General features: G+C 58.2%; 5 protein-coding genes. All 5 read left to right on the top strand.

Annotation, left to right across the window (positions count from 1 at the left end; genetic code table 11):
• Positions 1–182 precede the first annotated feature (182 nt).
• Complete coding sequence (locus ACFFK0_RS01025; protein ID WP_377467739.1) at positions 183–8,978, top strand: fibronectin type III domain-containing protein; 8,796 nt, start codon at positions 183–185, stop codon at positions 8,976–8,978.
• Positions 8,979–9,948: 970 nt separating this feature from the next.
• Positions 9,949–11,028: a galactose ABC transporter substrate-binding protein gene (locus tag ACFFK0_RS01020; RefSeq protein WP_377467737.1), complete on the top strand. Its 1,080-nt coding sequence runs from the start codon at positions 9,949–9,951 to the stop codon at positions 11,026–11,028.
• Positions 11,029–11,126: 98 nt separating this feature from the next.
• Complete coding sequence (locus ACFFK0_RS01015) at positions 11,127–12,641, top strand: sugar ABC transporter ATP-binding protein (protein ID WP_377467735.1); 1,515 nt, start codon at positions 11,127–11,129, stop codon at positions 12,639–12,641.
• 19 nt (positions 12,642–12,660) lie between these two features.
• Positions 12,661–13,680 carry a galactose/methyl galactoside ABC transporter permease MglC gene (gene mglC / locus ACFFK0_RS01010; protein WP_377467732.1) on the top strand — a complete coding sequence of 340 codons (1,020 nt, stop codon included), beginning with the start codon at positions 12,661–12,663 and terminating at the stop codon, positions 13,678–13,680.
• Between the two features lie 85 nt (positions 13,681–13,765).
• The gene (locus ACFFK0_RS01005) at positions 13,766–15,475 is read left to right on the top strand and encodes a methyl-accepting chemotaxis protein (RefSeq protein ID WP_377467730.1); all 1,710 of its coding nucleotides are present in this window, start codon (positions 13,766–13,768) and stop codon (positions 15,473–15,475) included.
• Positions 15,476–15,587 lie beyond the last annotated feature (112 nt).

The following is a 15,587-nucleotide window of genomic DNA, read 5'->3' as shown; positions in this document are numbered from 1 at the left end:
AAGCCGATTGCCGTCGCCAACGCCGCCAAGTCTATACCTGTCACCGTGACGAGTCACGGTCCAATCGATGACCAGTCATGTCGTGATTTGCGCTTTCAGTCTCTATTCGCATGACGCGCTCCCTTTCATAATGGGGAGAGATACATTTTGTTGCATGAGATAGCGGAATCGAGGAGGCTTCTATGAAATCCCGTTGGTTAAGAAGACAATGGTCCATTTGGTTTACATTCGTACTGCTGCTGCAGACGGCGGCTGTGCCGCCTGCGGCAATCGCTGCGGAGGCGGTTCTTCCGCAAGCGGTTCCAGGGGAAGCCCTTTCGGCTTCGGCCGGAGAAGAGCTGCCCGACTGGGCAAAGGCGGAGATTGAGGAGCTGCTGCGTCAAGGTCTCATCGAGCCGGCGGCCGGGCAAGCCGCTTTCCGGCCGAACATGGCTTTAACGAGAGGCGATGCGGCGCTATGGCTGCTGCATCTGGCGGAGGCGGCGGGAAAAACGGTGGTGAAGGCGGACAGCGCCGTCTTCACGGACCTTCTTGAGCATCCGCGCAAGGAGGAGCTCGCCCGCGCATCCCGTCTGGGGCTGATCGAAGGCTATGCCGACGGCACGTTCCGGCCGGGCCTTACCGTCACCCGGAGCGAGCTTGCCGTCATGCTGCAGCGGGTGCTTTCGCTCGACACGGGCGGTCAGCTCGATTTTCAAGATCGGACTGAGGTCCCGGATTGGGCAGCTTCGGCAGTTGCGGCGATGAGCAGGGCGCAGGTGATCCAGGGCTACGAGGACAACACCTACCGGCCTTCGAACAACGTCACCCGGGCCGAGGCGGCCGTCATGCTGCACCGTTCCTTGAAGAAGCTCGATGAGCGGAAGCCTGCTCAGGAGAAGAAGGAGGGCGTACTGCAGCTGCGCGTTACGACGCCGGATGCGAAGCCGCTTGCAGGGGCTTCGGTGCAAATCCATGCCAAAGGCAAACGGAGCTATGCGGCCGCAGGCACGACGGATGCGAATGGCCGATTCGAAACGAAGCTGCCTTATGGCGCCTACGACATTAACGCTGTCGCAGACGGTGTAGTCGCCTATCAGCAGGTGGAATTCAACAAGAACAGCACTAATGCGGACATCCGTACGACGCAAGCGGCGACCATAACGGGCAAGGTTACCGGGAATGGGGGTAAGGAGGAGTCTGGCGTTATTTTGACGCTGACGACGAATCCGACCTTCTATGCAGTTACCGGGCTCGACGGGACGTTCAAGGCACAGGTGCTGCCGGAGCGTACCTATAGGCTGACGATGATCGAGCTGGACGATTCGGTTTCTGCCGGAAGCGGCAAGGAGACGAATGCCAAGCTTTTGGAAAATGGAGAGGTTCGAGCCGTGCTGGCTGCTTTGGATGAAGGTAACGGCATTAGCAACAGCAGCAGCAATAGCAACAGCAACGGCAACAGTAACAGTAACAGTAACAGCAACGGCAACGGCAACAGCGGCAGTGGGAACGGCAAGCCGGATTGCTCCTGCCGCATCATCGACATTAAGGAAACGGTTCAGGCTCCCGCTGCCGGACGGTTGGCCGCAATGGGCGAGCTGTCCGTGCTGGACGGCAAAGTCAACCATAGTCCCGGCGGCGGAGGTGGAGGCGGCGGAGGCTCGCAAACACCGGGAGATACGACACCTCCGTCCGTACCGGCGGGGCTGCAGGCTGCGGCAGGCGACAGTGAGGCGAGCCTCGGCTGGACGGCCAATGCCGACGCGGATTTGTCGGGCTACAAGGTGTATGTGTCCGAGGACCAGGGAACGAGCTGGCGGAGCGGCATCGACGTCGGCAAAGTGACGTCCTTCAAGCTGCAAGGGCTGACGAACGGCGTCAGCTACCGAGTCGCGATTACCGCATATGACCACGTCGGCAATGAATCCGCCCGTTCCCCGGCGGTTGACGTCACTCCGAGCGCCGCTCCGGACCAAACGCCTCCGGACGTGCCGGCCAATCTTGCGGCGGAAGCCGGGGACCAGGCAGTGACGCTGACCTGGGACGAGGTGACGAGCAGCGATCTCGCGGGCTATAACATCTATCTCTCCACGGACGGCGGTGCGTCCTGGACCACGGCTGCCGAGGGTATTGCAGCAACGACATATGTGGTCGTCAATTTGACCAATGGCACTGAATACACTTTTGCGGTGACCGCCTATGACGAAGCAGGCAACGAGTCGGCCAAGTCGACTTCGGTTTCGGCGCAGCCGCAAGGGGACACGGGACCTGACACGACGCCGCCGGCCGTACCTGCAGGCTTCACAGGCTCGACAAGCGCGAACCAAGCGGATCTCACTTGGCAGGCAAATACGGAGAACGATCTGGCCGGGTATAATTTGTATGTTTCTTTAGACGGTACGACATGGACGCCGACTCCAATCCAAATCGAGCCGCAGCTTACCGCATACTCGGTGTCGGGCCTCCAGTACGAAACGACGTATTGGTTCGCTTTGGCCGCTTATGACGCAAGCGGCAACGAATCCGCAAAATCGGCCGGCGTGGAGCTTACCCCGCATGAAGAGCCGGACACGGTTCCGCCGGCAGCGCCGACCGGACTGACGGCAGCGCCGGGCAATACGACGGCGCAGCTCAATTGGAACGCCAATACGGAAGGCGATCTCGCGGATTATAAGGTGTACGTATCCGCTAACGGCGGGACGACCTGGAATGCGGGCATCTCGGTAGGCACCGCCCGATCTTATCAAGCGACAGGCTTGACGAACGGTCAGGCTTACACGTTTGCGGTAACAGCCATCGACACGTCCGGCAACGAGTCGCCCAAGTCTGCATCGGCGAACGCAACGCCGAGCAGCGGCGATGTGACGCCGCCAAGCACACCGGCGGGCTTGACCGGCAGTGCCGTCGACGGCAGCGCCGCACTCATCTGGAATGCCAACGAGGACAGCGACTTGGCAGGCTACAAGGTGTACACGTCAACCGACGGCGGAACGACGTGGAATGCCGGGGCCAACGCTAACAAACTGACCGCGTATACCGCAGGAGGCCTTACGGACGGATCCTCCTACAGCTTTGCGGTAAGTGCATATGATACGAACGGGAACGAGTCGGGCAAATCGAATGTTGTTACGCTCACGCCGCAGAAGCAGGCTATACCGGCAGATCCGGCCGCATCCGCGCCGGAAATCCCGATTACGGGCCAGACGTCGTTCGGCGAGCAGACGGAATTCCTCTACACCGGGCCTGAAGCCGTTCAAGCCGGTGTTATCCCCGGAGCGATTCGTCCGGCGGTGTCCGCCGTCCTGCGGGGCAAAGTGCTGGATGCGGACGGTCAGCCGCTGGCCGGCGCCAAGGTGACGATTCTGAACCATCCCGAGTTCGGCCAAACGCTGAGCCGAAGCGACGGGGCCTACGATATGGTTGTGAACGGTACGGGTATGCTTACGGTGCAGTTCGGCAAAGAAGGCTATATGACGGTCCAGCGTTCCGAGCAGGTGAAGCTGGAGGGGTATACGGCCATCGAGGATGTCGTGCTCCGTCCTTATGATACGAAAATGACCGTGCTGAACCTGACGGACGCTCAGGAAATGCAGGTAGCTCAAGGCACGACCGTCAGCGACGAGGACGGGGCGAGAACGTCTACCCTGCTGGTGCCGAAGGGCACTAGCGCAACCATGAAGCTGCCGGACGGCACAGTTCGGCCGCTGCCGGAAATTCATTTCCGCGCGACGGAATACACCGTCGGTGCGAACGGGAAGGAAGCGATGCCGGGCGAGCTGCCGCAGAACGTCGGCTATACGTATGCCGTCGAGCTGTCCGCCGACGAGGCGATTGCGGCGGGCGCGACGGAAGTGACGTTCAACCAGCCGCTCTATCATTATGTCGATAACTTCCTGGAGTTCCCTGTCGGCACCGCAGTTCCGAATGCGTATTACGACCGCAAAGCGGGCATGTGGATTCCTGCGCTGGACGGCGTCGTAATCGGCATTGTGAGCGTCGACGGAGGAACGGCCCAAATCGATACGGACGGCGACGGAACGGCCGATGACGCAGCCAAGCTTGGCGTGTACGGCATCACGGCTGAAGAGCAGCAGAAGCTGGCGACGCTGTATACGGCAGGGAAGAGCTTGTGGCGAGTACCGATTCCGCATTTTACGCCGTGGGATCATAACTGGCCTTATGCGCCGCCGCCGGATGCGGTAAGTCCGCCGCGCTGGGCGCCGAAGAACACGCAGCCCGACCCGCGGGAGGAGCCGTGCAAGCAGAAGGGCTCCATCATCGGCTGCGAGGATCAGTCGCTGGGCGAGGAGATCCCGATTCCGGGCACGCCATACAAGCTTACGTATCAGAGCAGCCGTACGCCGGGCTACACGAGCCGTTCGACCGTTGAAGTTCCAGTCACCGGAGCCTCCTTGCCGGCGTCGCTGAAGAGCATTACGGTCTCGGTGGAAGTAGCCGGTAAAATGGTGTATCGCACCCTTCCCAAGACGCTGAATCAAACCTTTACCTTCTCATGGGACGGTTTGGATGGCTTCGGGCGCAAGCTGATCGGCGATCATAGGTACCGCATCTCGGTGCAGTATCATTACAAGGCCCAATATGTCGGTACGGGAAGCGGCTTCCAGTCCAGCTGGGCGCAGGTGCCGACCGATTTTACGAGCATTATTGGGAACCGCGAATCGGAGGAAATCTCCCTTGGTCAAGATTATGAAGGCGTCATTTCCAGCCCGGTTAATCCTTACGAGGAAGTGGGGATTGCGGGATGGAGCTTCCATACTCACCATATGTTCGACGGCACAACATCCAAGCTGGTGAGAGGCGACGGCGAGACAGTGAGGAAGGTGAGCGGACAGTTTTCACCGCTTACGCCACAGGGCAGCGGACCGTCTACGCAGTATACGATTAACACGAATCTGTTCGCCTTCGTCGGATCCGACAAATACTTCTTGATGACCAATCAGCTGAATCCGAGAGAGCTGGTCGTCGTACGGGTGACTCCGGACAACATTGCGCTGAAGTATGCCGTGTATCCAAACCCGACTGTCAGCGAGCCGAAAGGGTTCGCGATCAGTCCGGACGGTACCGTGTACCTTACTTTCTTGGGAGAAGGGATTCTGAAGAAAGGTCCTGCGGATTCCGACTGGCAGCGTGTGGTCGGCAAAGGCAATTACGGGGGTCCGAAAATTCCTGACGGCTCGAAGGGGACGGACGTAGGCCTCTTTGAAGCGACAGCATTAACGGCAGACGCCGACGGGAACCTGTATTTTGAAAGCACTCATGCCCTGACTTGGCCCAACTCCGAGATCGTGTATTACCGGCTCGATGCGCGCGGATACGTCTACGTCGCAGGAGGCAATTCGTTCGGTCCGGACAGCGGGCCGGCCACGAGTGCGAACATAGGTTATGGCCGTATGGTCGTAAGCCCGAACGGTACTTTGTATATTGTGGATAATGTATATGACTATTGGGGCGGTAAGTCCCGCGTTCGACGGGTCACGAAGCAAGGTACTACCGAGCTTGTCGCAGGAGATGCCAGTATGAGCACGCGCAATCCAGATATCGTAGACGGCATGGAAGCGACAAAAGCAAGGTTCAATGTCAGAAATGTATTTATTGACGCTCAGGAAAATGTTTACTTGCTTATTTGGGCCGGAAGCGGCTGGGGGGATATTTACAAGATCACTCAGGATGGTATCGCGCACTTAGTCGACCAGACGGAAGCGTTTGATTTTGTCAAGAGAAGAAACTTCCCGACATCGAATATCAAACCGGTTGGCGTTGATCCGCAAGGCCAGGTCATTTTCCGGGCATTGGATAATTTCAAGCCGCTCTTCTTCCATGTCGGCCCTGACAGCGATCAGTCCATTCTGCCGGAAGATGACGGGCTGACGCTGAACCGAATCGATTTGGAGACGGGCCGCCACAATGAGACGGTGCACGCGGTGACCGGCGCTGTGATGGAGCGTTTTGGCTACGACGCGGAGGGACGGCTTATCACCTTGACGGATGCCAGCGGCAACGTGACGACTGTCGAGCGGGATGCCGAAGGCAAGCCGACGGCTATCGTGGCGCCCGGCGGACAGCGTACGACACTGACGGTCGACGAGCACAATCAGCTGCGCGCCGTAGCCGGAGCGGGACAGTTCCGCTACGATATGACGTATGACGGCAAAGGGCTGCTGAAGTCCGTGACCGACCCGAACCGCCATGTATCCGAGTACAGCTATGACGCCAAAGGGCTGCTGATTGAGGCGAAGACGCCGACAGGCGGGCTGAAGACGATCGCAAGAACCGAGCTCAGCGACGGCGTGTCGGTTACCTTCACGGATGCGGCGGGACGCCAGACGGTGTACGAGACCCGCAAGGTCGGCAGCGACACGATCCGCACTGTGACGGAACCGGGCGGCGCCAAGTCGATCGTCGTCTACAAGTCAGACGGCTCGAAGGAAATAACGTATACGGACGGAACCAAGATTACGCAGAAGTTCCTCAGTGATCCGAGGTTCGGCATGGACGCTCCGGTGCTGACGCAGATGAAGATTACGACGCCGGACGGACGTATTGTGAACCACACGGAGAATCGGGAAGTCGTGAAGGATGCCGAAGGCAAACTTCAGTCCTTGACGGTGACCTACACGACCAACGGGGCGGTATCGAAGATCAAGTACGACGCCGCGGCAAGGACGTATACGGAAACGACGGCGGAAGGCACCGTGAAGGTGTCGACCATCGATACGCTGGGGCGGGTCGTCCGCGAGGAATATCCGAATGAGCCGATTGAACCGGTCATCTATACGTTCGACGAGCGTGGGCGAATTGGCGGAATGGCGCAAGGCGACCATTCGATGACGTATCGTTACAATACGCTCAACCAGCTGATCGCCGAAGAAGACGAGAACGGGAATAAGAAGGAGTACACGTATAACGACGATGGGCTGCTGCGGACGATTAAGCTGCCGGACGGCAAGACGTATACGAAGGATACGGATGGCAACGGCCAAGTCGTCAAGCTGACGATGCCGGACGGAACGGTTTACGACCAGCAGTTCAACAGCCTGAACCAGTTCCAGGGCTTCGGGCCGGAAGGACAGCAGCCATGGCTCATGTTAACGCACGATAACGCTGGCATGCTGGACCATACGACGCTCGCCAGCGGACGTGTGCTGCAGTATGGCTACGAAACCGACGGAGCACGGCGCATCACTTCGATGAATGATGACGATGTACAGCGTTCTTTCGGCTATTCGGATGCAACGGATCGCGTCGCCCAGATTGCCGCCGCGCAAGCGGGCCGGCCGACGCTGAGCCAAAGCATAGGCTACACTTATGCAGGCACGGAAGTGAAGAAGATGACGCTGGCGGGAGCCGTCAACGCCACATTCGATTACACCTTCGACACGGCGAAGAACGTGACGAACATTACGAATGTTCATACGACGGTTAGCGGACTCGTTTACGGGCAGCAGACGACGCAGGTTCACGACACGGCGATCGGCTGGGACCGCGACGAGCAGCTTACCCGATTCGGGCCGTTCCAGTTCGAACGAGAGAAGACGGGACTGATCGACACCGTCACGGACGGCAAGTTCACGATCGACAACGAATATGATGAACTCGGCAAAATCAAACGGCGCGACTATTTGTGGAACGGCCAGCTGGTTACGAGCAGCGAGTACACCTACAACTCCAGAGGATTGTTGGAGAATGAGACGGTAACCGCGTCCTCGGGAGCGTCGAACCAGGCGCACTATGAATACGATCTGGCCGGGCAGCTGGAATCCGCCGTTCGAACCGGAACGGAAGGCTCGCACAGCGAGAGCTATGTATACGACGACAATAAAAACCGCAAGTCGCGGCAGATCGGCGGCGGTGCAGCGGTGGCGAGCAGCTATACCGCACAGGGAGTCCTGCAGTCCGTAGGCGGTACCCCTTACGAATTTGATGCCGACGGCTTCCTCCAGAAGCGCGGCGAAGATACGTTCCGCTACGGGATCCGCGGCGAGCTGCTGGAAGCGACCGTAACGGGGCTGTCTTACGGAGGCTCGGTAACAAGCGCAACCTACCGCTACGCTTACGATGCGATCGGACGCCGGACCGCCCGTGAGGACGGCAGCGGCATCACGGAGAAGTACTTGTACGGGCACCCGGAATTCATCCATATGATTACAGCCTCGATCGATAAGAACGGGGTCATGACGAATTATTATTACAATGACGAAGGGCTGCTTGTCGGCTTTGAACGCGATGGTCAACGCTATTATGTAGTGACCGATAATGTCGGTACGCCGCGGGAAGTGCTGGACAGCAACGGAACCGTCGTGAAGAAGCTGCGCTACGACAGCTACGGCGTTCTGCTGAGCGATTCCAACCCGAGCTTCGAGCTGATCATCGGCTTTGCCGGCGGGCTGGAGGATCGGGCGATCGGACTCGTCCGCTTCGGAGCGAGGGATTACGACCCGGCTTCCGGCAGATGGACGGCACGCGATCCGCTGCTGCTCGAGAGCGGCGAACCTAACGTCTACGCGTACGTCGGCAACAATCCGGTCGTACTGCGCGACCCGTGCGGCTTGTTCTGTATCGGCGCATCGGCCTACGCGGGACCTGGTATCGGCGGCAAAGTGTGTATTACTTCGGAAGGCATATCCTCCTGCTTGGAGGCCGGTTTCGGCGCCGGCGGAGGCTTGGAAGTCGATCCTTTCGAGGACTTGGCCAAGAGCGGTTCGACCTTTGAGGCGGCAGCCAAAGTGCAGTACGGTCCGCTGAAGGGTGAGCTTGGCGGGAAATACTTCAAGGCGTTCGATCCTTGCCAGGAAGGCGAAGGCAAGCTCATCGCCAAGCTCGGCGCAGGTCCGATCCAGCTAGATTTGACCGACTTGTCCAAGTCGGCGGTCAAAGGGAAGGAAGCCGATCTGGGGAAAACGATGAAGGAGCTGTTCAAGCCGTCGGTGAAGCTGGAAGCCGCGGTGAAAGTGAAGCAGTGTCTGCAAGCCAAATGGTAAAGGCGAAACCGGGCAGGGGTCACAACCTTGTCCGGTTTTTTCTTTGTTGAATTAAGAGCTGCCCGTATCGGAACGATCCGGTACACGGCTTGGACGTGAAGGACGAACGGAAGACTGGGTAAGGCGGATGGCCAAATAGCTAGCGGGAATTGTTACGCTTACATCCGGGGAATTACGGCAATTGCGAAGATTAGCGGGAATGGCTCCGCTTACATTTGTGCTTTCCCGGGCAAACCGACGTTTTTAAAGAAATTAGGCGGAGCTTTTCCCGCTTAAGCACAGTAATTAGAGTTTTTTGCTGAATTTGGTGGAGAATTTCCGTTTAGCTATCGAGGGGGCTGCCGGGTTCCGGCAGTTCTGTAATTAGCTTGAATGCCGAGGACGGCCTGATCAGAACGATAAACAGGATGGCATCGAAGCAGCCCCGCGCGGCTAGAAGCGGCTTCCCAGCTAAGATGTTGACGTCATGATGCGCCGCCCCATGCGCAAGTATCAGCACGAATTGCTTTCCAACCATTAAAAGTAAAGAAATTACGAGGAATGTTGACCCTGCCGGGTACGTCCGGAGCAAATGCATGCGAAAGTCTACCACTCCTTCCTGCGCATTTGCTGGCTTTCTTCTACAAATGTCTTATTGCTTCAAGCTGTATGGCAAAGCCGCTGATTTTTTGAACCGTTAGGCCGGTTATTGGAGCGGATTTACGCCAAACTGAAGAGCGGCCAACGAGGGGGATGAGAGCGCTCGTTTCACTCCACCCCCCACCCGCACAATCCTGCTCATCCCACCGCAAAATTGTGCTCGCAAAATTGTGCTATGAAATGAAAACGTTCTGCAAATTTTTCTGAAAGCGCAAACAAGTCTAGCATCATAACAAAAACGTGCAGACGTTACCCCCCCACAAAACGCAATTCCAATGCTACGATATACATGTAAGCGATTCCTGAGCGAAAACATAGGAGGGTTTAACAGATGAAAAAGAAGCAAGTAGTGGCAGTGCTCGCATTGATCGCGATGATCGGGTTGACTGCATGCGGCGGCAAAGATTCCGGAACGGCTACAAATAACGCAGGCGGCTCGAGCAGCAGCGGCGGCACGGCAGCGGCGCCGGCGGCAACGGGCACTCCAAACATCGGGGTAGCGATCTACAAGTTCGACGATACATTCATGACCGGCGTTCGTAACGCCATCTCCGACGCAGCGAAGGATAAGGCGAAGGTCGACATCGTTGACAGCCAAAACTCCCAGCCTACACAGAACGATAAAGTTGACCTCTTCATTACGAAGAAAGTAAACGCACTGGCGATCAACGCGGTAGATAACACGGCTGCCGGCGTTCTGATCGACAAAGCGAAAGCGGCTAACCTTCCGGTCGTATTCTTTAACCGCGAGCCAAGCGCAGCGGACCTGAAGAAATACGACAAGGCTTACTATGTCGGCGCGAAAGGCTCCGAGTCCGGTACGATGCAGGGCCAGCTGCTGGTTGACTACTGGAAAGCTCATCCGGAAGCCGACAAGAACAAAGACGGCCAGATGCAGTACGTCATGCTGACCGGCGAGCCGGGGCATCCGGACGCGGTAGCCCGCACGAAGTATTCCATCGATGCGATCACAGGCGCCGGCATTAAGGTGCAGAAGCTTGCCGAAGATACGGCGATGTGGGACCGCGTAAAAGGTCAAGAGAAGATGGCGGCGTTCCTCGCAGCCAACAACGACAAGATCGAAGCCGTTCTGGCGAACAACGACGACATGGCTCTCGGCGCGATCGAAGCTTTGAAGGCAGCAGGCTACTTCAAAGGCGACAAGTACGTTCCGGTCGTTTCCGTTGACGCTACGGCTCCGGGCCAGAAGGCGCTGCAGGACGGCACGCTGCTCGGCACTGTTCTGAATGATGCGAAGAACCAGGGCAAGGCGACGCTGGACCTGGCTGTAGCGCTGGCGCAGGGCAAGACGCCGGATAAAGCTACAGTCGGCTACGACGTCACCGACGGCAAGTATATCTGGGTTCCTTACAAGAAGATCACGAAGGACAACATTGCAGACGCGAAGTAATGTAACGGCACTATAGACAAAGAGGTAGGCAAGGGAGCGGCCGAATTCGCCCGGCCCTTGCCTCTTTCTATTCATCGGAAGAGCAAGGGGGCATGACTGTGACCAGCAATCACCCATATTTGTTGGAGCTGAAAAATATTTCAAAGCAATTCCCGGGCGTCAAGGCGCTTGACGGCGTTACGCTTCAGATTCGCCCCGGCACGGTGCACGCGCTGATGGGAGAGAACGGCGCCGGCAAGTCGACGCTGATGAAATGCTTGTTCGGCATCTATACGCCGGACGAAGGCGAGATTTACATCAACGGTCAGAAAATGAACATCACGAATTCCAAGGATGCCCTGGACAGCGGCATTTCGATGATTCACCAGGAGCTTCATCCCGTACCTCACCGCAACGTCATGGAAAATATTTGGCTCGGCCGGTTCCCGCTCAAGGGCTTCGGACCGTTCAAGTTTATCGACCATAAGAAGATGCACGCCGATACCGTCAAGCTCTTCAAGGACCTGGACATGGATTTGCAGCCGAAGACGCTCGTTGGCTCGCTCTCCGTATCGAAAGTGCAGTCGATCGAGATTGCCAAAGCGGTATCCTTCAATTCGAAAGTAATCGTCATGGACGAACCGACCTCCTCCCTGACCGGGAACGAGGTCGAGCAGCTGTTCCGCATTATTAACGAGCTGCGCAGCCGTGGCGTTAGCATTATTTATATTTCGCACAAAATGGAAGAAATTCTTCGCATCTCCGATGACGTCACCATTATGCGCGACGGCAAGAAGATCGGCACATGGCCGGCCAAGGAGCTGACGATGGACCTGATCATCTCGCGGATGGTTGGGCGCGACCTGAAGGAGCGATTCCCGGAGCGCACGCATAAGCCGGGTGACGTGCTGATGAAGGTCGAAGGGCTGACCTCGCCGCTGCCGCGCTCCTTCCGGGATGTGAGCTTCGAGCTTCGCAGAGGGGAAATTCTCGGTGTCGGCGGCCTGGTCGGCGCGCAGCGGACGGAGCTGATCGAGGCGCTGTTCGGTTTGCGGGCGGTATCGTCGGGACGGATTCTCATCAACGGCAAGCAAGTTAGCATCAAATCGCCGGGCGACGCGAAGAAGCACAAGCTCGCCCTGCTCACCGAGGAGCGGCGGGCGACGGGCATTTTCCCCGTACTGTCGGTGAAGGAAAATACGGTAATTGCCAACCTCGGCCGCTACGAATCGAAGCTCGGTCTGATCGACGACGGCAAAGTTCGCGCCGAAGTCAAGGAGTACACCGAGAAGCTGCGGGTAAAGACGCCGAACATCTATGCGATGATCCGAAATTTGTCGGGAGGCAATCAGCAGAAGGTGCTGCTTGCGCGGTGGCTGCTTACGGACCCAGACATTCTCATGCTCGACGAGCCGACCCGCGGCATCGACGTCGGCGCCAAGTTCGAAATTTACTCGATTATCGCCGACCTCGCCAAGCAGGGGAAGAGCATTATTATGATCTCGTCGGAAATGCCGGAGCTGCTGGGCATGTCGGATCGGGTCATGGTCATGAGAGAAGGGCAGTTGTCCGGTATCGTGGACGGCCGCACGACGAACGAAGAAGAAATTATGCGTCTTGCAGCGCAGGTTTAGAAGAGGGGGCACGAACTACATGAATAACAGTTTGAATAGAGCAGGAAATTTTGTAACTCAGAACGCGATTTATTTCGTGTTAATCGCACTTATTGCTGTCATTGCCATTAAAGATCCGAACTTCTTATCGATAGGGATTCTTCGCGATATCCTGCTGCAGTCGTCCACGAAGGCGATCATTGCGCTGGGGATGGCCTTCATCCTCATTACCGGCGGCACCGACTTGTCCGCAGGCCGCGTTGTCGGTTTAACCGCAGTCTTGTCCGCCTCTATGCTGCAGCTGCAGGACTATCCGCGGCGCTTCTTCCCGGATATGCCGGACCTGCCGCTGTGGCTGCCGGTTGTGCTGGCCATCGTCGCCGGGCTCGTGGTTGGATTGATTAACGGTTTCATCGTCGCCAAGCTGAGCGTACCGCCGTTTATTGCGACGCTCGGCACGATGGTTGCCGTGTACGGTGCGAACTCGCTCTACTTCGATATGAAACCGAATCAGTCGCAGCCGATCGGCGGACTGCGCAGCGATTTTACCGAATGGTTCGGTACCGGTTACATCGGACCTAGCGGACCTTACTCCATACCGTACATCGTTGTCATTGCGATTGCGGTGGCGGGGCTCGTATGGGTGATTTTCAACAAGACGCGTCTCGGTAAAAACATGTATGCAATCGGCGGCAACATTCAAGCGGCAAAGGTATCGGGCATCAACGTCAGCCGCAACCTGATGGCGATCTACGCGATTGCCGGCGCGCTGTACGGCTTGGCCGGCGTTATGGAAGCGGGACGTACCGGCGGCGCTACGAACAACTACGGCAACATGTACGAGCTGGATGCGATCGCGGCTTGCGTTGTCGGCGGCGTGTCGACTGCAGGCGGTATCGGTACCGTGCCGGGCGTTCTGGCGGGCGTCTTGATCTTCGGCGTCATCAACTACGGCCTCACCTTCATCGGTGTCAGCCCGTACTGGCAGCTGATTATCAAAGGACTTATCATCGTCGCTGCGGTAGCGTTCGATATTCGGAAGTATTTGAGCAAGAAGTAATCTAGCGTAGCCTGCGGTGCTGCCGGTTCGATCCGGCGGCATCGCTTTTGGTGCATGATCAAACAGAAATATAGGGGGAGCATGCATGCGTATCGGCTTCAGGCTTGGACGATCACTCTCGTGGAAAATGATGGGTACTTTCGCGGTCATTTCACTTCTTGTCGGTGCAGTCAGTGCGCTTGCGGTTACCTATTTGCAGCGGGTGGACAGCTCTTACGGCACACTGCTGAACAAGAATGCGAGGACTGCCCTGCTGGCTTCCGAAATTCGGGGACAAACGCTGCTGCAGAACGGCATGCTGTTCTCTTACCTGGTCCAACCGGATGCGGACAAGGTGAAAATGATGGAGGAGGCGAACGACAGACTGCAATCGCAGATCGCGCAAGTGTCTGCGCTGTTTCCGGGCGAGCAGGGAGAAGAGATCGTCAAGCAGATGGATGAAGGTGCGGCGAATTATACGCGGCTGACGCAGAAGGTCGTTGATTACGTCAATCGCGGACAGGCCGGGCTCGCCAAGACAGAGGCGGAGGCATGGGCGATTCCCGCCACCGAGATGTTGATCAAGGCGGCCGATACGTTGGAAAATTCGGCGGTCCAGGCACTTGCTGCAGGCGAGCAGGACAATCGTCAGCTGGTGCGAATGACGATCCAGACTCTTGTTGGTGCGAGTGTTGCTGCCTTTATTTTGGCGATCGGCATCGGGTTCCTGTTGTCGCGCCTTATCGTGAGACCGGTCCGCAGCTTGTCGGTAACAGCCGGACGCATTGCGGCCTGCGACTTGACCGCTGACGATGTCCGGGTGCGCAACCGTGATGAAATCCGCGATGTGGCGGAAGCGTTTAACCGGATGAAGGCGAATCTCCGGGAGGTCATCGGCCGGATGGGGGAGAACGCCCATCAGGTGGCCGGTACGGCGAGCGCGCTCAATGAGCATGCCCGCGGCATGCGCGATTCCGCCGAACGGATTGCGGGAGTCGTGGAGGAAATCAGCGCCGGAGCGGATATGCAGGCCGATGGCGTGCAGGCGGGCGTTACCGAGATGGAACGGATGCAGCAGGATACCGCAGACATTGCGGAAGCGGCGGCCATTGCCCAATCGACGTCAGCAGTTGCCGTGGAAGCGGCGAGCGTCGGACAAACGGCCGTGGACAAGACCATTGCGCAGATGGAGGTCATTCAGGGCCAAATGCGCGAGCTGGCGTCGCGGGTACAGCAGCTAGGCAGCCATTCTGAGCGGATTGGGACAGCGGTGGAGCTCATCTCGCATATTGCCCGGCAGACGAATCTGCTTGCTCTGAACGCCTCGATTGAGGCGTCCCGGGCGGGGGAAGCCGGCCGGGGGTTCGCCGTCGTCGCCGGAGAGGTCCGCAAGCTGTCTCAGCAGACCGAGCAGGCGGCGGCGGAAGTGGCGCAATGGGCGGGTTCCCTGCAGGAAGAGACTGGCCGCGTGGCAGCATCGACGGAAGCCGGCGTACAGGAGGCGGCGAACGGGATCGAGGCTGTGCGCCGCGCAGGCGAAGCGTTCGAGCGGACGCTCGGCGCGGTAAGCACGGCGGCCGGCCAGTTCGCGGCCGTATCGGAGCGGACCGCGCTGATCGTACAGCGCACGGCGCAGGCTACTAGCGCGATCCGCTCCATCGACGAAGTCGCCAGCCAGACGGCCGCCGGCGCGCGGGAAGTGTCGGGCGAGGTTGTCTCGCAAGCGGAGCGCATGGATGACATCGCCCGCGCCGCTGCGGAGCTGTCGGCGATGGCGGATGAGCTGAACAGGATGATGCTCCAGTTCCGGTTGTAGCGATCCGCCGTCTCAATAGGATCGTGAAGAAGCTCTCGAAGTCGGGGTCCGACGACGAGGGCTTTTTCCGTATGCTTCTGGGACGATAGCGACTAGGTTAGCCCCTGCATGA

The organism is Paenibacillus chartarius (genome assembly GCF_042432825.1).
GTDB classification, from domain to species: domain Bacteria; phylum Bacillota; class Bacilli; order Paenibacillales; family NBRC-103111; genus Gordoniibacillus; species Gordoniibacillus chartarius.
Note: the sequence above shows the minus strand (reverse complement) of the source record. Positions and strands in the feature narration are given on the sequence as shown.

Coding starts and splice junctions, on each gene's coding strand:
- ACFFK0_RS01025 (WP_377467739.1), top strand. CDS start 183: ATGAAATCCCGTTGGTTAAGAAGACAATGGTCCATTTGGTTTACATTC.
- ACFFK0_RS01020 (WP_377467737.1), top strand. CDS start 9,949: ATGAAAAAGAAGCAAGTAGTGGCAGTGCTCGCATTGATCGCGATGATC.
- mglC (WP_377467732.1), top strand. CDS start 12,661: ATGAATAACAGTTTGAATAGAGCAGGAAATTTTGTAACTCAGAACGCG.
- ACFFK0_RS01005 (WP_377467730.1), top strand. CDS start 13,766: ATGCGTATCGGCTTCAGGCTTGGACGATCACTCTCGTGGAAAATGATG.